Below are 19,785 nucleotides of genomic sequence, written 5' to 3'. Positions count from 1 at the left end.
TTCGTTAAACGGATTAGTCGTCAGAGCTACGGAAAATCATGATGTATTTCGCCAACTCCAGAACAGAGATCAGAGCGGCAGCTACGTACGTCAGAGCGGCTGCGCCCAGTACTTTGCTTGCGCCACGCTCTTCTTCATTGCGGATGAAGCCCATTTTGAGCATCAGTTCTTTCGCACGGCTACTTGCGTTAAACTCGACAGGTAGTGTGACGAGCTGGAAGGCAACCGCTCCGGAGAAGAAGATAATCCCGATGAGCAAAAGTCCAGCCATTTTAAAGAAGAAACCAGCCAACAGCAGCAATGGTGCTACACCGGACACCAGGTTGACTACCGGGAAAATGCGATGGCGTGCTACCAGCATCGGGTACGAGACCTTGTGCTGAATCGCATGGCCGACCTCGTGACAAGCAACGGACAGAGAGGCAATCGAGTTGCCGAAGTATACAGGATCAGACAGGCGTACGACACGATCAGTCGGGTCGTAGTGGTCAGTCAATGTACCTGGGATATGTTGAACAGGAACGTTCGTCAAGCCGTTCGCATCAAGCATGCGGCGGGCGGCCTCTGCACCGGTAAGACCGGAGGAGGTAGGAACTTCGGCGAATTTGTTAAAAGTTCCTTTCACACGAAACTGTGCCCAGAGCGACAGTCCGAATGCAATCAGAATCAGGAAATCCATAGGATGGAAAAACATTCCACACTCACTCCTCGTTGTAATCTATGAAAACGAAATGTTGCTAAGCCATACATGTAACCTTACTACTTCATTCTGTCCCATATTCATGTATACGAATAAGTCCTATGACAGTTTCACTATTTTATTGTACAATCTCTGACCATTATTGACAATGTTGCCACATGCGAAAAAACAAGACACATTCCTCGTCATCATGATGGGGAATGTGTCTGTTTTCTTGATTATCTGTCGTGATTTTGAGTTTTGTGATGCTCGGTTTTTCGCGGGTTTTGAAAGCCGGTCACTTCGAGCATTTTACTGCTCATTTTGGAATCCAACGTCTTTTCAGGAGCCTGCGGATATGATTTTTCACCTTTGGACACCGAAATATCCTCCTCGAAAACATAATCGCGAACAGGCTTATTATTTCCTTGGACGGATGCGAAAGGACGTGGGAATGGTTTACAGCTGAGAAAAGGCGCGGTCTACAGCTGCGATGGTGAATTGAATGTCTTCTTTTGTATGAGCTGTGGTCACGAACCAAGCTTCATATTTAGATGGTGCCAGACATACACCTTCATTCAGCATCAGCTGGAAGAAGCGGGCAAAAATTTCTCCATTCGCTTTCTGAGCTGCATCATAATCATGAACAGGCTCGTCCGTAAAGTAAACTGCCAATGCCCCTTTTACACGATTGAGCTGGATGGTTACGCCGTGTTTGTTGGCTGCCTCGGTGATTCCGTTCGCAAGCATGGAGCCCAGTCGTTCGAATTCATCGTACACGCCCGGCTGCTTCAATACTTCTAGGCAGGCGATTCCCGCACGGATGGAAGCAGGATTACCAGCCATTGTTCCTGCTTGATACGCAGGTCCGAGTGGGGCGACTTGTTCCATGATTTCCCGACGACCGCCATAAGCACCGATTGGCAGACCGCCACCGATAATTTTGCCCAATGCAGTCAGATCAGGCTCGACTCCGAGGAGGTTTTGTGCTCCGCCGTAGCAGAAGCGGAAGGCCGTAATCACTTCATCGTAGACGACAAGTGCGCCTGCTTCATGCGTAATGCGGTTAACCTCTTCCAAGAAGCCAGGCTCAGGTGCCACGATACCGAAGTTGCCGACAATCGGCTCCACGAGGACGCAAGCCGTTTCGCTGCCCCATTTGTTCATAGCTTCTGCAAATGCTTCGACATTATTAAAAGGTACCGTAATGACTTCGCTGGCGATGCTTTGTGGAATACCCGCACTGTCTGGAATCCCCAAGGTTGATGGTCCGGAGCCAGCTGCAACCAGCACCAAATCAGAGTGACCGTGGTAGCAGCCTGCGAATTTGATGATTTTGACACGTCCGGTATAGGCACGTGCTACACGAATGCAGGTCATGACTGCTTCTGTACCGGAGTTGTTAAAACGAATGCGCTCCATCGAAGGGATTGCTTCGCGGATCATGTTTGCGAAGGTAATTTCCCATGGAGTAGGAGTACCGTACAGGGTTCCGTTGGCAGCTGCTTCGCAAATCGCTTCGGTCACATGTGGATGTGCATGGCCAGTAATGATGGGGCCATATGCTGCTAAGTAGTCAATATATCGATTGCCGTCCACGTCCCAGAAATACGCGCCCTGGGCACGTTCCATCGTTACGGGTGCTCCCCCGCCTACAGCCTTGAAAGAGCGGGAAGGGCTGTTTACCCCGCCTAGAATGACGTCGAGTGCTTCCTCGTGCAGTTGCGCGGATCGTTCACGTTTCATGCATATTCCCTCTTTTCTTTTGAAACTACCTCTTTTGGAAAAAGTCCTTCATTATCTTACCACAGCTGTTCAACAACTGGATATGAACGGAGAGCTATAGATGAAGGAAAGGAAAAATGATACAATTTTCAAGCAAATCACTCCATGGGTAAAGGCGGGGTCATCATGAAACTTGAGAGCATCTCCATGAAAGGAAGCGGCAAAAGCAATGAGGACGCCTATGTGATTCAGCAGGTCAAGCATGTGTATGCGGTTATCGACGGCATTACGTCGCTGATTCCGTATGAGAACGCAGCAGGACAGACAGGCGGAGCTATCGCGGCTGAGCTCGTAAAAAAGCAGTTGGAAGCAATGCCGGAGGATGTAGCTTTGCACGTTTATTTGGAGACGATAAACTTAGCCCTTCAGGAGCAGATGCGGCAAAGCGGCATTGATCTTGAGAAAAAGGAAGCATTGTGGGGAGCGGCCTGTGCAGGCGTCCGTGTAGGAGATGCCCATATCGAGTACGCGCAGTTGGGAGATTGCATGATATTTGCCGTTTATGATGATGACACGGTACGACCCCTGACGCATACGCAAGTCAGCCATTTGGAACAGGCAGCCTTGGCGAAGTGGGAAGAAGGAATCAAAGAAGGATTGTGTACTCGAACAGAGCTGTATGAACGATGTATGGACATCCTGATCCATAACCGCTATCAGGCGAATGGACCAGGAGGCTACGGAGTGTTGAATGGTGATGCTGCCTGTCGGGATTTTATAGAGTATGGCCGCATGAATCGAGTTGGCGTGAAGGCATTGGTGCTGGCAACGGATGGTCTTTTCATGCCGAGAGCTTTAGGTGGAGCACAGCCGAAGTGGGAAGAGACGGTGCTGCCGATCGTACATAAAGGGCTGCAACGTTATACAGACGAGCTCATCTCTCTGGAAAACAACGATCCCGAATGCATTCGCTATATCCGCTTCAAAAAGTCAGACGACAAAACGGGAATGATCCTTTATCTTCATTAACAGTTTGGTGCAGTTTGCCTTTTGCACAATTCGATTGGCTCATATACACTACAAATGGTATTTAAGCGAAGAAAAAAGGACGGTTTTCCATGATTCAGGTAAATCATTTACAAAAGGATTTCCGCATCCATCAGTCCAGACCGGGCCTTGGTGGTGCTTTTCGTGATTTGTTCAGTCGGGAGTACAAGACGGTAAAAGCGGTGGATGACCTTTCCTTTACAGTGAAGGAAGGGGAAATGTTCGCGCTGATTGGGGAAAATGGTGCCGGAAAATCGACCACGATCAAGATGCTGACCGGAATCTTGACCCCGAGCGACGGCGAAATCGTCATTAACGGCTATGTGCCTTTCAAGCAGCGGGAAGAGTACGTTCGTTCCATCGGAGTTGTTTTCGGGCAGCGCTCTCAGCTTTGGTGGGACCTTTCTCCGCTAGAGTCCTTCCGTCTGTTGAAGAGTGTTTATAAGGTAGACGAGGCAGAAGGAGAAAAGTGGCTGGAGCGTTTGATTGAGGAGCTGGAGATTTCTCCGTTCGTCAGTCAGCCAGTGCGCAAACTAAGTCTAGGCCAGCGGATGCGCTGTGAAGTGGCTGCTTCGTTGATTCATAAGCCGCGCCTGCTATTTCTCGATGAACCGACAGTTGGACTCGATGTGCTCGTTAAGCAAAAAATCCGTGAGTTTCTCCGCAATCTGAACGAGACGGAAAATATGACGATCTTGTTGACGACTCACGATGTGTCAGACATCGAAGCACTCTGTAAACGCGTGCTTGTCATGGACAAAGGGAAGCTGATCTTCGATGGCTTGCTGAATGACCTCAAGGAAAAATGGGGTAATGGTACAAAGGTGTCCTTCCAAATGAAAAAACGCACTTCAGCAGCCGCAATCCGTCAAGCATTGGGAGAGATGCCTTGTGAGATCGAGCAAATCAATGATTTTACCCTCAATGTAAAAGTAGCGCGAAGTCAGGAAATGCTACCCTTTGTTTTGTCGACGGTCATGTCATCCTTTGAAGTCAGCGACGTGAAAATCGAGGAGACGAGCACAGAGGATATCGTTCGCAACATTTATTCCTCCGACCAAGAGGTAGCCAGCCATGCGTAAGCTTTATATGGAACTCATCCGCATGAGGTTTTTGACGATGCTTGCCTATCGTGTGAATTATTACAGCGGGATCATTATCTACGCGATCAACATCGGTGCGTACTACTTTTTATGGGGAGCGATCTACGGAGGACAGCAGCAGCTGGGCGGGCTTACGGTGGAACAGATGACTTCCTACGTTGCGATTGCTTGGATGTCGCGGGCGTTTTATTTTAACAACATCGATTCAGAAATAGCCCAGGACGTCCGAGAAGGCAAGGTCGCGATCGAAATGATACGCCCTTATAATTACTTGTCCGTGAAAACGGCGCAGGCGTTTGGGGAAGGGATCTTTCGCTTTTTCTTTTTCGCGGGTCCAGGGATCTTTCTTATCAGCCTGATCATTCCGTTCAGCTTCCCGGCGACAGTGACTGGATGGGGACTGTATTTGATCAGCTTGATGTGTGCGTTTTTGATCAATACACAAATCAACCTGGTGACAGGCTTGCTGACTTTCTTCCTGTTCCGAAACGATGGTATGATGCGAGCCAAGCGGGTCGTAGTGGATCTGTTGTCTGGTCTCGTGCTTCCGATCAGCTTTTTCCCTGGCTGGGCGCAAACGGTAATGGGTTACCTTCCATTTCAGGCAGTTAACTACTATCCGAGCTTGATTTTCACAGGTGCGATTACTACGGAACGTTCCTGGGAATTGATCGGTTTTCAGGTCATCTGGATGTTTGTCATACTGGTTCCCATCTTGGTGATGTGGCGTTTTGCCCGCAACAAGCTGGTTGTGCAAGGAGGGTAGAGCATGCAAAACATGAGACATATTTTCAGTATTTTTGCCGACTACCTGAGCCAGTACTTCAAGACGAGACTTGCCTATCGAACAGATTTTATCGGTGATTTTGTGTCCAATCTAGTTTCTGAGCTGATCAATCTCATCTTTATTATTGTCGTGTTCACGCATGTTCCTTTGATGGGGGATTGGACGCGTGATGAGATTATCTTTATCTATGGTTTCTTTTTGGTTCCGTACGCGTTGTTCTCGATGTTCTTCGGCTTTTGGGACTTCAACGAACGGTATATCATTCGGGGCGAGATGGATCGCATCCTGACGAGACCGATTCACAATCTGGCACAGGTATGCCTCGAGTCGATTGCGCCAGACCGCATTTTTGGAGTCATAACCGGGATCATCATCATGGGGTATGCTGCCATTCAACTCGATTTGTCGTTTTACTGGTACGACGTGTTCATCTTTATCGGGCTCTCAATCAGCGGGGCACTGATTTACGGTGGCGTGTATACTGCAATTGCTGCGGTTAGCTTCTTTTCTGACTCGCGGACAGGGATTGCCCCGATGATCTACAACATCCAGCAATATGGGCGCTATCCGGTAGACGTGTACAACAAAGCTATTCGCTTTGTGCTCACATACGTGCTGCCGTTTGCCTTCGTGGGTGTTTATCCGGCGGCTTACTTTTTGCGCAAGGAAGTTTGGTACACGTATGCCGCAATGACTCCGGTAGTGGCTATCATCTTTTTCGGGATCGGACTGATCGTCTGGAACTGGGGAGTTACGAAATATCGGGGAGCGGGTTCTTGATTATTTATCATTCGACCTCGCTGTGGTAATATTGGATGTAACGAGATCTACAAGCATAAAGTAAAAAAGACCGTTCCGGCGGCAACCGGAACGGTCGGTACAATAGGAGCTTCCCCCATAGGGGTGCGGCTCAAATCTGGGTGTGAAATAGACCGCTGAGGTGCGAACTCAAGGGCGGTCTATTTCTTTTTGGTCAAGGTAACAACCAAGCCGATTAAAGCGACCAGGAACAACCCAAACTGGAAAAGCAGTCCGAGTGTTTCATTCGTTACCACAGGCCTCACCCCCTATCAAATGGGGATGAGCCGCGACCACCCTTGAGGAGCCGATACTATTGTACAAGCGAATGATAGCATGAAAATGCTCTCTAGTTAGCAAGTGTCTTTTTTTATTCGTTATTCGCACTAAACTCATCGGAAAAATAAACAAAAAGTGTCGAGCTGGCAGTTTCCTCTATTGTCAAATCAAAAAACAGCAGTATAATATGCTGTATACAACTACACATTCCTTCGGGGCAGGGTGAAATTCCCGACCGGCGGTGATCATGCTTTGTGCATGTTAAGCCCGCGAGCCTCCCGAGCTGCAAATAGCGACGGAGTGCAGGATCTGGTGTGATTCCAGAGCCGACAGTACAGTCTGGATGGGAGAAGGATGACGACAGTACGTTTATCACACGTGCTTGTTTGCCTGTGCAAACGGGACGAGAACGTAGAGGCAAGCCCTCTTGTTTCTTGTACCTTTTATTTGCGCACGGTTTTGTCATACGCTTGCAAATGCCCTGTGGAACTTATAGCCACAGGGTTTATTCTGTTTGTGTAACAAGACGTGTGAGCCTACAACGACTGTTGCCATTCCTCAAGAAGGAGTAGAAAAATGAGGAGATGGTAAACATGAAAGAAACAGCGCTGCATTCTTCGCGCACACGTGCAACCCAAAAGCTGGTGACGATTCCCATGCTGGCGGCCGTTGCATTTATTCTGCAGTATCTCGAGGTTCCTGTTCCGCTGATGCCAAGCTTTTTGAAGCTGGACTTCAGTACACTCCCGGCATTGATCGGGGGACTCATGTACGGACCTGTAGCTGGCGTTATTATCGAGGTACTAAAAAATACATTGCACATGCTCTTCAAAAATACAGACGGTCTGTTGATCGGTGAGCTCGCAAACGTCGTAGCAGGATCAAGCTTTATTTTTGCGGCTGTCTACATGCAGCGTCTCGGCCAAGGCAAAAAAGGCTTCCTGACTGGTCTTGCTCTGGGAACGCTGTTGATGACGATTGTCATGGCTGTGGCAAATGCATATGTACTGTTGCCTGCGTACGCTGTGCTTTATCAAATGCCGATTGAACAGCTTTTGACCATGTTCAATGCGACAAGTATCTGGTCCTTGGTTCTGTACGGAATCGTACCATTCAATCTCTTCAAAGGTGTTATGATTTCAGTGGTCGCGTATCCGATCTACGTGAAGCTCGGCTCCAGAATCGCTGCGCGTACCAACAATTGACAACCACGATGTGACTCGCTAATATGTTTAGTTAATAGATAGTCACAAAAGGCTATGAAAGGACCCACAGCTATTCCCCGTGACAGAGAGTCGGCCCTAGTCTGGAAGGCTGATACGTAAAGGATAACTGCACCCCATCCTGAAGCCGCTGGTGAAGAGCTTAGCCGGATGCCCACCGTTATCGGGTTATCGAGAGGACTATGGCTATGCTGTAGTCAATCAGGGTGGTACCGCGGAAGTTAATCCTCCGTCCCTTTTTGGGATGGGGGATTTTTTGCATTTTACGTAAGATCAAAAAGGAGCGTAGACGGATGAAAGAGGACAAAGCGTTTGTAAAAGAAATTACACCGCAATCGGAGGATTTTTCGCGTTGGTACATCGATGCCATTAAAAAGGCGGATTTGATGGACTACACACCGGTACGCGGCTGCATCGTGTTCAAGCCGGATGGCTTTGAGCTCTGGGAGCGAATTCAAGAGGCGATGAATAAGCGCTTCAAAGAGACAGGACATCGTAATGCCTATTTCCCGATGCTGATCCCCGAGTCCTTCTTTCAAAAAGAAAAAGAGCATATCGAGGGCTTCAATCCAGAGTTGCCTTGGGTAACAGAGGCTGGGGGCGAGCCTCTAGAGGAGAAGCTCGCGCTACGTCCAACCTCCGAAACGATCATCGGACATATGTACAGCCAATGGATTCAGAGCTACCGCGACCTGCCTGTATTAATCAACCAATGGGCAAACGTTTTTCGTTGGGAAAAGCGGACGATGCCGTTCTTGCGGACATCGGAATTTCTCTGGCAGGAAGGCCACACGGCACATGCGACAGAGGAGGAAGCTCGTCAGGAAACGATGCAAATGCTGGAGATTTACCGAGAGGTCGTCGAGCAGGAGCTGGCCATTCCGGTTTGGAAGGGACAAAAAACACCAAGTGAACGCTTTGCTGGTGCTGTAGACACGTATTCCATTGAAGCGATGATGAAGGATGGCAAAGCAGTGCAAGCGGGTACCTCGCACTATTTGGGCGATAAATTTGCGCGCGGCTTTGAAATCAAGTTTTTGGATCGTGACAATCAGTTCAAGTACGTTCACACTACATCATGGGGAACCTCTACGCGACTGATTGGTTCGATGATCATGGTGCATGGCGATGACCGTGGTCTAGTGTTGCCGCCTCGCATGGCTCCGACACAGGTTATTATGATCCCAGTCGGTCCGATGAAACTGCGCGAGAAAGTCATGGAGGCGTTTGATCCACTCTTTGACGAGATCAAGGCCGCAGGAGTGCGTGTCCGTGCTGATCTTCGTGAAGAAACACCAGGCTGGAAGTTCAATGAGTGGGAAATGCGCGGGATTCCTCTGCGTCTGGAGCTCGGCCCACGCGACGTGGAAAATGGTCAAGTCATTCTGGCTCGACGTGATACAGGGGAGAAGGTGACGGTTTCACTTGAAGGTATCGCGCAAACAGTTGTTCAACTGTTGGAAGAGATTCAGCAACATATGTTCCAAAAAGCACTAGCCTTCCGTGATGAGAACTCACATTTGGGGATCGATACACTGGAGCAACTGTCCGCTCATATTGCCAAAAGCGAGAGCGAAAACAAGCTGAGTGGATGGGTGTTAGCTGGCTGGTGTGGGGATGATGCTTGTGAATCGAAGATCAAAGAGGAAACCAAGTTCACCTCTCGCAACATCCCGTTTGAGCCTCCTGTACGAAAGAAAGCCTGCATTTGCTGCGGTAAAGAGTCACAGCATAGCGTCTGGTTCGGACGGGCATATTAATCCCACGCTTCGGCGGCAGGGCACACCCTTTTTTCATCTAGCGTCTGAGTATCCAATCGGTAAAAGCGTGCACATCCGTAAAGTGGTAGTCAGGCTCGGGATCGAATTTTCCCGACTTTTGTGTAACCAAAAGCCAATCCACACCGACTGTTCGCAAGCCAGCGGCTCGACCAGCTAACACGTCAGCATCACTGTCACCTACGAAAATGGTTTCTGCAGGCGTAGCACCTAGCTGTTGCATAGCGGTAAAAATACCTTCTGGATGAGGCTTTGGATGTGTGACCTCATCCCCTGTGATCACGACGGAAAAATACGAATCTAATCCCCATTCTCGAAGGGAGATGTCAGCGCTTTTTCGTCCTTTTCCTGTTACGATTCCCATTTGGATACCTGCTGAGTGAAGTTCGTCGAGCATGCTTCGGATATTTTCCGGGTTTTGTACGCGGGAGTGTTCATCTGTGTATACACGATAAAAATGAGCGAGGGCGTTGTCATGCGCATGTGAGGGAAGCTCGTTTTGCAAAATGCCTATCTCTGTGGGGCCAAAGAGAGCTACAATCTGCTCGTCAGTATAATGCTCTTGTAAAAACTGCTGAAAGGTAGAACGAAAAGCGGTGAAGATCAAGGGGAGGGTATCGGCAACTGTGCCGTCGAAATCAAACAAGATCGTCCGCATTGGAGTCCTCCTTTGATTAGAAAATGAAAGAAAACCATCGTATCTGATGGTTTTCTTGGTGACTTACTCATTCGAATCATCAAAAGGGTCATCTGAATCATCTGTTGGGTCAGCTGGAGTCAACGGGAACAGGATGTCGAAAAACTTGAATTTTCGACGGCCAGATTCCTTTTTGAACCCTTTGTACTTTTGCAACAGCTCAGAGATGTCTTCCACAAATTGATTTCGTTCATCTTGACTCAAATAAAATTCAGTCAAATTAAAAGCGAACGTATTTTGGTATTCTTTCCGAACATCTTGGTCGCTTGCGACGAAGCGATTGAGAGTTCGCATGAGATCCTTTTCCGTAGTACGAAACGGAGTAAACATGACATCACTTAATTGTTGAGCGTTTTCTTCAATCATCAATTGGAGCTTGACCTGAATGACCTTGGCAACAGGCTCATAATATTTCTCCACAATAGAGCCTTTTACCCGGGTATCCACTTGCTCGAGCAGCCCAACACGCACGAGCTCCTTCACATGGTAATGTAGCCGTGCAGCATTTTCGCCTAGTTCTGTAGCGATTTGTTTGGCCGTTCTGGGCTCCAAATCTTCAAAGAGTTCCAAAATTTTAACCCGTTCCGCTATAGCAAGCGATTTTAGCGCTTCTGGATCTGTTACTTCAAAAAACTCTTTCATGCGAATTCACCATCCAACTGACTAGGCCAAATTTTATTTTTTTTTATTCTATCCTTTTCTGAATCAAAGCGCAACTTGTATGCGGATGAAGTGACTACTAGATTGTGGTAAAATGGGACCAGCGAAAACAGGATATTATCGAGAGGAGGGAAAAGTTTGACGGCAGTAGGACAAGCTGCACCTGCATTTACTTTGCAGGCGAGCGACAATCAGACCCTCTCACTTTCCCAATTTTATGGACAAAATGTAGTGCTTTATTTTTATCCGAAGGACCAAACGCCGACATGTACCACAGAAGCATGCGACTTTCGTGACTTCCATTCGGGCTTTGCTGAGCTGAATACAGTTGTTCTCGGAATCAGTCCGGATTCTGTGAAATCGCATGACAAATTTATCGCGAAGCACGAATTGCCTTTTCCACTTTTGGCAGATCCGGATCACCAAGTGGCAGAGGCTTATGGTGTGTGGGTATTGAAAAAAATGTACGGACGAGAGTATATGGGCATAGAACGCACGACGTTCGTCATCGACAAAGAAGGCAACATTGCAAAAGTATGGGCAAAAGTAAAGGTCAAAGGGCATGTACAGGAAGTGCTTCAATTTATTAAGGAAGAGCTTCAATCCTAACGTTTATTTCGCAACGGGCGAATGGAGGAACATACAAATGAGTGTATCCACGGAATATGTTGTACAAAGCTTTTGCCAATTGGCGAACATCCCAAGTCCGTCTGGCAATACGGAAAAAGTAATGGCCTGGGTTGCACAAGAGTTAGAAAATCTTGGCGTTTTCTATAAACGGACAAACAAAGGGGCAATCGTTGCAACCGTAGCGGGGGCCAATAACGACAAAGCAAGACTCTTGACCGCTCACGTCGATACGCTGGGCGCGATGGTAAAAGAAATAAAGAGCAACGGACGTTTGAAGCTGACCTTGATCGGTGGATTTGCATTCAATGCGATTGAAGGGGAGCACTGCGTTGTAGAGACTAGTAGCGGTCGTCTTGTAACTGGTACGATTTTGTCTACCAAAGCTTCCGTGCATGTATACAGCTCAGAAGCGGGGAAAGCTGAGCGCAATGAGGCGAACATGGAAGTTCGGCTGGATGAGAAGGTTACAAACAAAGAGCAAGTACTTGCACTTGGGATTTCCGTCGGAGATTTCGTCTCCTTTGATCCGCGCGTGACGGTAACGGATAGCGGCTTCATCAAGTCCCGTCATATCGACGACAAAGCAAGCGTAGCTGTGCTGCTGGGGGTTCTAAAAGAACTAAGTGAATCCGGTGCGAAGCTGCCTTACACCACGCACTTTTTTATCAGCAATAATGAAGAGATCGGCTACGGCGGCAACTCCAGCATCCCTGCCAACGTGGTGGAGTATCTGGCTGTCGACATGGGCGCGATTGGGGATGGACAGACGACAGATGAGTATTGCGTGTCCATTTGTGCGAAGGATTCCACTGGACCATACCACTACGGATTGCGCAGCCATCTGACCAAGCTCGCACAAGCGAATGGTCTGAACTACCAAGTGGACATTTATCCTTACTATGGTTCTGACGCGAGTGCTGCACTGAGAGCCGGATATGACGTTGTCCATGGTTTGATCGGACCGGGAGTAGATGCATCCCACTCCCATGAACGTACACATAAAGAAGCACTCGATAACACGGCAAAGCTCGTTATGGCCTACCTTCAATCAGAAGAAATGCAAGCATAGGAGGGCCAGATGAGCAATATGTATCAATGGGCTGACTACTATGATCTTACTCAACGCGGTGTTCCGGGTGATGTTGAGTTCTATCTGGAACAAGCCAAGCTGGCAGGGGGAAACGTACTAGATCTCGCTTGCGGCACCGGAAGAATCAGCATTCCGATGGCGCAGGCTGGCATCGACGTTACCGGAATTGACCTATCCCAGGATATGCTGGCAAGGGCTCAGGTAAAAGCAGAGGAACAAGGTGTAACATCCGGCTTGAAGCTATTGCAGGGGGATATGCGCACCTTTGATCTGCAGGAGTCATTTTCGCTGATTATGATTCCTTTTCGATCGTTTTTGCACCTGTTGCATGTTCAAGAGCAAATGAAGGCCTTGACGTGCATTCGCAAGCATCTGGCTCCAGGCGGGAAGTTCATCATGAACGTGTTTGTCCCCAAGATTCATCATTTTTACGAGGAAAATGAAAAAATGTCCTTGCGTGGCACGTATCCACTCCCGTCGGGGGAAGAGGTTGCGATGTGGGATTACACTCGTTATGACCATTTTCAGCAACTGTCCGAAGTGACACGCATATACGAGCGTACGGATGCACAGGGAGTTATAACGGAACGGGTGAGGGGCCGATTTACTCTCCGCTATATTTTCCCCGCGGAGCTCCATCATCTGCTTCGTTTAAACGGCTTGAAGGTCACACAACGATATGGTTCTTTTGCAAAGACACCTTTTGATGCGAATAGCTCAGAGTTGATTCTGGTCGCAGAAGCTTTGTAAACGGAACCTGTGGAGGGGATACGGAATGAAGATTTATACTAAGTCAGGGGATAAGGGCGAGACGTCACTGGTTGCAGGTGTCCGCGTGCCTAAGTTTGCGGACCGTGTAGAGGCATACGGTACGTGCGATGAAGCCAACTCGCAGATTGGATTGGCACTGGCTCTGTTGCCTGCGACAGAAGAATGGAAGGAATTGCAGGATGTCTTCCATGTCATTCAGACAAAGCTGTTCCATGTAGGGGCTGAGCTGGCGACGCCAGAAGGCAAAAAGGTAGGCTGGCCAATTGCAGAAGAGGACGTTACTTTTCTGGAAGAGCAAATTGACATGCTAGATGCAAAGTTGCCTCCGCTCACCAATTTTATATTGCCTGGCGGACATCCGGCTGCGGCAGCCTTCCATGTTTCGCGTACGGTCGTCAGACGTGCAGAGCGCAAAGCAGTCCATGTGGCACAGCAGGAGCAGGTAAACCCGTCCGTGGTCAAATACCTCAACCGCTTGTCTGATTATCTGTTCGTTGTGGCTCGTCATATTAATAAAGAAACAGATGCAGTTGAGAAAACGCTGCACGAATAGGCAAAAGCCCCCTGGGATCAAGCAGGGGGCTTCCTTTTTTTATTTGGTCCGCAGGTAAGTGGTGATTCCCGGGAGAAAGTCGATTTTCTCTGTGTGAAAAGTATCGTAGAGAAGCTTTCCGTCCTTACATGCGTTTCCTTCTAGCAGCATGGTGAGCTGCGTGTTGGTAATCGGGAAAAAGGGGAATCTCTCCATCATATTTACCACAGGCTTCATGAAAGCAAGGGGAATGTGAAATTTATTGACCTTCCGCTTTCCGATGGCCTCGCCAATCGTATCGAGGATTTGCCCGTAGGAGAGTGGTTCGGGCCCACCTGTTTCGTAGGTTTGATTGGTTGATTCGGGTCTGCTCAATGCTTGGACGAATACATCCGCCACCGTCTTGCGAGCAACTGGTTGCAAAGGGTAGGAGCCATCGCCAATGACCGGTGTGACAGGTAACCGAACCAGATCGGCGAGCATGTTCACGAATTCATCCCCAGGACCAAAAATGACAGATGGACGGAAAATGACGTACGGAATACCGCTTGCTTGAACAAGCTGCTCTGCTTCGTATTTGGTTCGGTGATAGGCGCTCGTGGCGTTTTCACGTGCACCCAGAGCACTCATATGGACAAAACGCTTGATTCCAGCTTGCTTGGCGGCCTCCAGTACATTTTTTGTGCCTTCTACATGGATACGAGAAAAGAGAATGCCTTTCCCCGGTTGTTCGCGAATAATTCCGACGAGGTGGATGACAGCATCGCAGCCTTGCATCGCTCTCATCAGTGATTCTTTATTAAATAGATCGCCAGTTGCTTCCGTTATATGCGCATTGGAAGTTTCGTTGTAGGAAAGCTTAGCTGTTGAACCAGCCCTGGTGAGGCAAACCGTCTCATATCCTTCTGCCTGCAAGCGCTCGAGTATACCCCTTCCAACAAACCCTGTGGCACCAGTCAGGAATACTTTCATGGAAAACCTCCTCCCGTTAAATCCTTCCAGACTTATTGTACAACAGGTGCAGCTTGCGGTGCTATCGATCGCTGTGTTGACCAAGGCGGTATAATGTAGGGAAAAGGGGGATATATTTATGGCACAACGCAAAGTACCTGTGGCCGACATTTTGGATAATTTGCAGCAGCTTTATCCGGATGCGCACTGTGAGTTGAATTATACAACCCCGTTTGAACTTCTCATTGCGACCATTCTTTCTGCCCAATGTACAGATAAACGGGTGAATGAGATTACGGCACCCATGTTCCAGCAGCTAAACCAGCCGGAGCATTACCTTCATTTGACACAGGAAGAAATGGAAGAGCATATAAAAGGTCTCGGGTTGTATAAGAATAAGAGTAAAAACATTTTAGAGACCTGTAGAATCTTGTACGAAAAATACAATAGCGTAGTTCCACAAACGCATGCCGAGCTCGAAGCATTGCCAGGGGTAGGGAGAAAGACTGCAAATGTCGTTTTGTCTAATGCATTCGGAATTCCTGCGATTGCGGTGGATACGCATGTATTCCGCGTCGGAAACCGATTAGGCCTTGCGAATAGCGACAATGTGGACGAAGTGGAGCGTCAGCTCATGAAACGCATTCCAAAAGAGAAGTGGACGGATGCGCATCATTGGTTAATCTGGCACGGCAGACGTGTATGTTCGTCGCGCAATCCACAGTGCGGCAGCTGTACAATCCAATCCATGTGTAAGTTTGCACAAGCGGAAGCCAAAAAATCCAAAAAACCTGCAACCAAAAAGCCCGCAAAAGCAAAGTGAAAAACTTGATTTTCCACTTCTTTCTTTTTAAATCGGATGAATGGATATTGACAGTTTTCGCCGACTAGACGTACACTTATTTATAGTAATTCTAATCAATGACATTAGAGAAGCTTGTTCTTTTGTCTTGCGAAAGACTGTGGGGTGTAACAAGATGGTACAACGTGTGGAGAAAGCTGTTGAAATCCTGAAGAATACCGGGGTTCGCATGACACCACAGCGCCATGCAATTTTGACCTATTTGCTGGAAACGATGACTCACCCGACGGCTGACGAAATATATAAAGCCCTTGAAGGCAAATTCCCGAATATGAGCGTTGCAACGATTTACAACAATCTGCGAGTCTTTAAAGATGCTGGATTGGTTACAGAGCTCACTTACGGGGATGCGTCCAGCCGATTCGATGCCAATGTGGAAGAAGATCATTATCACGCAATCTGTTCCACCTGTGGTGCAATCAGAGACTTCCACTTTCCGTATTTGCGGGATGCAGAAGTAGCTGCTTCCAAAGACATCGGCTTCAAAGTAACCGGGCATCGTATGGAAGTTTATGGCGTTTGTGATTCCTGTCAAAAGAATCCCCACTAAGAATGTATTGGATGGATGAGCACCTCCTGCTTGAATCGGATAATCCCGGTGATGCAGGGGGTGTTTGCTTTTGGAGGACATAACCCTTTCTGTCGATATCTGTAACCTTTTGGCTTCTCATACGTCTTCTTCTTGGTAGGAAGCTTGTCCGTGAATTACCAGAATACAAAAGGTTGTGAATGGATTGAACCAACGCTATGATCGAAATAATGAGTCAAATCATACAGCCCAAGTCAGAAGACAGGCTTATGTACCGGGAAGCAGGTGGAGATTATGAGCAGGGAGTCGGGTAGAACTCTGCGACCAAGACGAAGAAAACGAAGGGTTTTTCGCACGATGTTTTTGTTAAGTTTTCTCTTGTTGGCCATCTTCGGCAGCATTTACTGGTTTTTTGTGCTCCGTGCCTCAACTGAGCATGTGCAGCCGTATGATGGAGATAAAAATGTGATTGTATACGAAGGCTCGCGGAAAGAGTCCTCGTATATAGTGGAATCAGAGCAAATATTGCTGCCCTTTGATTTCATTAAAGAGAACATTGATCCAGCTATTTTTTGGGATGAGCCCACACGTTCCGTTATTGTCACGACGAAGGATAAGGTGCTTCGGATGGAGAGCGGAGAAGTTGTCGCCTATCTGAACAAAAAACCTGTGGATTTACTCGTTCCGGTGAAAGAGGTCGACGGCACACGCTATGTACCGTTGGATCCTTTGGAAAAGCTGTATCCTTATTCTTTTGAGCGAAAAGCAGATACGGGTGTCCTGGTCGTCGAAAAAGAGGGCTACGAAATCCAGCAAGCCAAAGTGATCGCTGCCGAGGAAAAACAAGCAGTCCGTACTGGTGCTTCTCACCGAACACCGATTGTAGCAGAGCTGTCTGCGGGTGAGGTTGTCGACGTTCTTGGCAAAAAGGAAAACTGGTATCGCGTTTTAACCGCCTCGGGAGTAGGAGGATTCATTTCAGAGAAAAGTATTGAGATGACGGATGTGCGCAAAGTCCAGCTGGAGCATTCGACTGCTACCGGACAACAACATGCTACTTGGAAGCCTGAGGGCAAGATCAACCTCGTATGGGAGCACGTCGTCAATAAAAATCCGGATGTTTCAAAAATTGGTGCACTACCAGGGGTAAATGTAGTTTCTCCTACTTGGTTTGAAATGAAGGATGCAGATGGAAATCTGTTGAACAGAGCCGATCCTGCGTACGTCAAATGGGCCCATAAGAGGGGCTACAAGGTTTGGGGTTTAGTTACAAACGGCTTTAATCCTGATTGGACGAAGTCCGTTCTCAGCAGCTATGACAAGCGAGATAAGTTAATTGCCCAACTCTTGTACTACGCTCATCTATACGATCTCGATGGCATCAACATCGATTTTGAGAACGTGTATTTAGAAGAGAAAGAGGAACTCGTTCAGTTTGTTCGGGAGCTGACGCCGTATCTCCATCAGCAAGGACTGACCGTTTCCATAGATGTGACGATCAAGTCAAATGCTAAGCAATGGTCCATGTTCCTGGATCGGAAAGCTTTGGCCGAGGTCGTCGATTATGTTGCGGTGATGACGTATGATGAGCATTGGGCAGCGAGTCCAAAAGCTGGTTCTGTCGCATCGTTGCCATGGGTGGAGCGAGGCTTGCAAGGAGTGTTGGAAGAGGTCCCTAACGAAAAACTGCTGCTGGGTGTACCTTTTTACACACGCTTGTGGACAGAAGCCAAGCAGGCTGATGGCACTGTGAAGGTTAGCTCCAAAGCTTATTCCATGACGAAAGCCCAGGAATGGATCAACGAACGCAAGCTGACGCCAGTTATGGATGAAGCTTCCGGTCAACATTACGTGGAGTACAAAGACCCGAAGGATGGCAACGTCTATAAAATGTGGATAGAAGATGTAACTTCTATGAAGAAGCGTATGGAGATCGTCAATAAGTACGACTTGGCGGGTGCAGCTTCTTGGCGCCGTGGTTTTGAGGTGCCGGAGATATGGCAAGCAATTGACGAGACTCTGAAATAAAAGACAGACAGCTTTCACGAAAGAAAGCCACCTGCACCCCGAATGCTCGGGAAATAGCAGGTGGCTTTTTACGTATAGATGAAAGGAATTATATTATGTCTGGTTTTGTTGAGGATGTCCGTCTTCAATGCGTAAAGGTTGTCCACAAAACATACAGGCGTCTTCTTTACCCAACATCTTCGTGACTTTTTGGCATGAAGGGCATTGCACCTGTGGAGCCGAAGTGGAGACCATCCCGGAAATCATAAACAAGACTGTACTGCCCATTGTCAGAATGAACCCGATGATCAAAAGCAGCGTCATAAAAATGTAAGAGCCTTTTAAGAGGCTTCCAAGTAAAGGAATAAAGTCCAAATAACCTGCAAAAAATGCGTACCCTGTATACATCAGCAAAATGCCGATTACCATGCTCCAGTTGCCCCATGTGCGCATGCGTTTGATCTTGCTCAGGCGTTCTGTATTTTTCATGATCATTCCTCCTACCCTATAGTATAGCATACAAAGGATTTGTCTGTTGACAAGCAGGAAACGGACAAGACTTGTAGAATCCATAAGTTCAACCCAGGGGGCAGGGAGGAACAAGGCATGACTGTAAGGCAGACGTATCTGAAAAATCTCCAGCAGCGTTTGGATGTGCGAGCGGTGCTTGTTTTGAATGATTCGGATATGCTAGTCCCCTTTCGCGAGGGAATCTTTTATTTCGTCGTAGTAAATGAGCCCCATGCTGATGGTAAAATCCGTCGCATGCTTTTTCAGGAACAAGTAATCATCGAGCAGCAAATCAGCACGTGGCAGTTGGAGAAGGGAGTCATCTGTGGTTTGGATGAACGACTTGCCGAGATGCTTCGAAGGGCAGAAATCGTTTGGGACAAAGAGCATTATATGAAACAAATGAAGCTGCGCCTGGCTAGTTTGTCATCTTCTCTTCAGAAAAAACATATCTGTAAGGAGTATTCCCAAATCCTTCGTTTTTTTCACGAGACAAAAGAGTTTTTGCAGCAAGGCATGATGCTGGATGCGCATCACTCTGCCATTCAAACGATTCACTATTTGGCTCGTCTCATTGTATATGAAGCGGGAGATCATCCTCAGCCAGCATTATGGACGCAAGTCAAACAGATAGATCCTTCTATTTATAAGTTGTATGAGGAGCTATCTTTTAATGCAGAAGCATTGGAGAAGCGAATTGAACTACTTGTACTGGCAATTGAATTTTGGATCGCATCCAGAACAAAGGAATCTGTTCGATACCTGGTTGAGCTTATGGAGACGAAATCAGGGCCTTGGCGTTTGGAAGAGTTGATGAACCACCCGATGATTCAAGAGGCAGAGATTGAGATTCCTCTCGTGATAGATAAGATGCTTCAGCGCTTGTTGATCCAAGAGATCGTATGCAAAGAAGGGGGAAATGGCGACAGAGAAACAGGTTTTATTTTAATGGGATAAAAAAATTTCAATTCGTGTTGACTTCTATTTGTGATCCATGCTATATTAACAAACGTTGCTGCTGCGCTAACGCAGAGCGGCCGAGAAAAAAGTTTTAAAAAACACTTGATTTCACAAGTGGTTATGTGGTAAATTAAGAAAGTCGCCTCTGGGCGATGAGGAAAAAATGC

The 19,785-nt window shown here is 47.7% G+C and carries 22 protein-coding genes and 1 riboswitch; of the genes, 14 read left to right on the top strand and 8 right to left on the bottom strand.

Annotated features, from left to right (window positions below):
• Nucleotides 1–13 precede the first annotated feature (13 nt).
• From POF51_RS08920 to POF51_RS08910, 3 genes are all read right to left on the bottom strand, one after another.
• Entirely contained in the window at nt 14–694 is a 681-nt protein-coding gene (locus tag POF51_RS08920; RefSeq protein WP_048031441.1) for a zinc metallopeptidase, read from the bottom strand.
• A gap of 224 nt (nt 695–918) precedes the next feature.
• On the bottom strand, nt 919–1,059 hold the full coding sequence (locus POF51_RS08915) for a hypothetical protein (RefSeq protein ID WP_007729817.1): 141 nt from the start codon (nt 1,057–1,059) through the stop codon (nt 919–921).
• Between the two features lie 79 nt (nt 1,060–1,138).
• The gene (locus POF51_RS08910) at nt 1,139–2,425 is read right to left on the bottom strand and encodes a glutamate-1-semialdehyde 2,1-aminomutase (protein WP_069846644.1); all 1,287 of its coding nucleotides are present in this window, start codon (nt 2,423–2,425) and stop codon (nt 1,139–1,141) included.
• A 165-nt stretch (nt 2,426–2,590) separates the two neighbouring features.
• On the opposite strand from POF51_RS08910, the gene POF51_RS08905 reads away from it, so the two are divergent.
• The 4 genes from POF51_RS08905 to POF51_RS08890 all read left to right on the top strand — a co-directional run bounded on the left by POF51_RS08905 (nt 2,591) and on the right by POF51_RS08890 (nt 6,121).
• The gene (locus POF51_RS08905; protein ID WP_069847475.1) at nt 2,591–3,433 is read left to right on the top strand and encodes a protein phosphatase 2C domain-containing protein; all 843 of its coding nucleotides are present in this window, start codon (nt 2,591–2,593) and stop codon (nt 3,431–3,433) included.
• Nucleotides 3,434–3,522: 89 nt separating this feature from the next.
• Nucleotides 3,523–4,533: an ABC transporter ATP-binding protein gene (locus tag POF51_RS08900; RefSeq protein ID WP_069846642.1), complete on the top strand. Its 1,011-nt coding sequence runs from the start codon at nt 3,523–3,525 to the stop codon at nt 4,531–4,533.
• Nucleotides 4,526–5,320: an ABC transporter permease gene (locus tag POF51_RS08895; RefSeq protein ID WP_069846641.1), complete on the top strand. Its 795-nt coding sequence runs from the start codon at nt 4,526–4,528 to the stop codon at nt 5,318–5,320. The genes POF51_RS08900 and POF51_RS08895 overlap by 8 nt, the downstream gene beginning before the upstream one ends.
• Nucleotides 5,321–5,323: 3 nt before the next feature.
• Nucleotides 5,324–6,121 carry an ABC-2 family transporter protein gene (locus tag POF51_RS08890; protein ID WP_069846640.1) on the top strand — a complete coding sequence of 266 codons (798 nt, stop codon included), beginning with the start codon at nt 5,324–5,326 and terminating at the stop codon, nt 6,119–6,121.
• Between the two features lie 179 nt (nt 6,122–6,300).
• Here POF51_RS08890 and POF51_RS08885 read toward each other — a convergent pair whose 3' ends face one another.
• The gene (locus POF51_RS08885; protein WP_012684786.1) at nt 6,301–6,396 is read right to left on the bottom strand and encodes a putative holin-like toxin; all 96 of its coding nucleotides are present in this window, start codon (nt 6,394–6,396) and stop codon (nt 6,301–6,303) included.
• 226 nt (nt 6,397–6,622) lie between these two features.
• Nucleotides 6,623–6,777: riboswitch (FMN riboswitch) on the top strand.
• Nucleotides 6,778–7,011: 234 nt separating this feature from the next.
• Here POF51_RS08885 and POF51_RS08880 point away from each other — a divergent pair.
• Together POF51_RS08880 and proS are read left to right on the top strand one after the other, a co-directional pair.
• Nucleotides 7,012–7,623 carry an ECF transporter S component gene (locus POF51_RS08880; RefSeq protein ID WP_017250168.1) on the top strand — a complete coding sequence of 204 codons (612 nt, stop codon included), beginning with the start codon at nt 7,012–7,014 and terminating at the stop codon, nt 7,621–7,623.
• Between the two features lie 311 nt (nt 7,624–7,934).
• Nucleotides 7,935–9,401: a proline--tRNA ligase gene (proS, locus tag POF51_RS08875; protein WP_069846639.1), complete on the top strand. Its 1,467-nt coding sequence runs from the start codon at nt 7,935–7,937 to the stop codon at nt 9,399–9,401.
• A 37-nt stretch (nt 9,402–9,438) separates the two neighbouring features.
• On the opposite strand, the gene POF51_RS08870 is transcribed toward proS, so the two are convergent.
• A complete protein-coding gene (locus tag POF51_RS08870) occupies nt 9,439–10,077 on the bottom strand; it encodes an HAD family hydrolase (protein ID WP_069846637.1) in 639 nt (212 codons plus the stop codon).
• Nucleotides 10,078–10,140: 63 nt separating this feature from the next.
• Entirely contained in the window at nt 10,141–10,758 is a 618-nt protein-coding gene (locus tag POF51_RS08865; RefSeq protein WP_069846634.1) for a winged helix-turn-helix domain-containing protein, read from the bottom strand.
• A 156-nt stretch (nt 10,759–10,914) separates the two neighbouring features.
• On the opposite strand from POF51_RS08865, the gene bcp reads away from it, so the two are divergent.
• The 4 genes from bcp to POF51_RS08845 are packed head-to-tail and all read left to right on the top strand — an operon-like array spanning nt 10,915 to nt 13,820.
• The gene (gene bcp / locus POF51_RS08860) at nt 10,915–11,385 is read left to right on the top strand and encodes a thioredoxin-dependent thiol peroxidase (protein ID WP_069846632.1); all 471 of its coding nucleotides are present in this window, start codon (nt 10,915–10,917) and stop codon (nt 11,383–11,385) included.
• 37 nt (nt 11,386–11,422) lie between these two features.
• Entirely contained in the window at nt 11,423–12,475 is a 1,053-nt protein-coding gene (locus POF51_RS08855) for a M42 family metallopeptidase (protein ID WP_069846630.1), read from the top strand.
• Between the two features lie 9 nt (nt 12,476–12,484).
• A complete protein-coding gene (locus POF51_RS08850; RefSeq protein WP_069846627.1) occupies nt 12,485–13,246 on the top strand; it encodes a class I SAM-dependent methyltransferase in 762 nt (253 codons plus the stop codon).
• A gap of 25 nt (nt 13,247–13,271) precedes the next feature.
• A complete protein-coding gene (locus POF51_RS08845) occupies nt 13,272–13,820 on the top strand; it encodes a cob(I)yrinic acid a,c-diamide adenosyltransferase (RefSeq protein ID WP_017250175.1) in 549 nt (182 codons plus the stop codon).
• A gap of 39 nt (nt 13,821–13,859) precedes the next feature.
• Here POF51_RS08845 and POF51_RS08840 read toward each other — a convergent pair whose 3' ends face one another.
• The gene (locus tag POF51_RS08840) at nt 13,860–14,771 is read right to left on the bottom strand and encodes an SDR family oxidoreductase (protein WP_069846625.1); all 912 of its coding nucleotides are present in this window, start codon (nt 14,769–14,771) and stop codon (nt 13,860–13,862) included.
• 118 nt (nt 14,772–14,889) lie between these two features.
• Here POF51_RS08840 and nth point away from each other — a divergent pair, with 118 nt between their 5' ends.
• From nth to POF51_RS08825, 3 genes are all read left to right on the top strand, one after another.
• On the top strand, nt 14,890–15,573 hold the full coding sequence (gene nth, locus POF51_RS08835; protein ID WP_017250177.1) for an endonuclease III: 684 nt from the start codon (nt 14,890–14,892) through the stop codon (nt 15,571–15,573).
• 154 nt (nt 15,574–15,727) lie between these two features.
• A complete protein-coding gene (gene perR / locus POF51_RS08830; RefSeq protein ID WP_017250178.1) occupies nt 15,728–16,162 on the top strand; it encodes a peroxide-responsive transcriptional repressor PerR in 435 nt (144 codons plus the stop codon).
• Nucleotides 16,163–16,435: 273 nt separating this feature from the next.
• Entirely contained in the window at nt 16,436–18,169 is a 1,734-nt protein-coding gene (locus POF51_RS08825; RefSeq protein ID WP_271755115.1) for a glycosyl hydrolase family 18 protein, read from the top strand.
• Between the two features lie 93 nt (nt 18,170–18,262).
• Here the strand turns inward: POF51_RS08825 and POF51_RS08820 are convergent, their stop codons facing one another.
• Nucleotides 18,263–18,637, bottom strand: coding sequence for a YgzB family protein (locus POF51_RS08820; protein ID WP_007728760.1), 375 nt, complete (start codon nt 18,635–18,637; stop codon nt 18,263–18,265).
• 117 nt (nt 18,638–18,754) lie between these two features.
• On the opposite strand from POF51_RS08820, the gene POF51_RS08815 reads away from it, so the two are divergent.
• The gene (locus POF51_RS08815; protein WP_069846620.1) at nt 18,755–19,615 is read left to right on the top strand and encodes a nucleotidyltransferase-like protein; all 861 of its coding nucleotides are present in this window, start codon (nt 18,755–18,757) and stop codon (nt 19,613–19,615) included.
• Nucleotides 19,616–19,785: the final 170 nt, after the last annotated feature.

The organism is Brevibacillus sp. AG (genome assembly GCF_028369215.1).
In the GTDB taxonomy this organism is placed as follows: Bacteria; Bacillota; Bacilli; order Brevibacillales; family Brevibacillaceae; genus Brevibacillus; species Brevibacillus porteri.
This window is presented reverse-complemented; position numbering and strand designations above follow the sequence as displayed.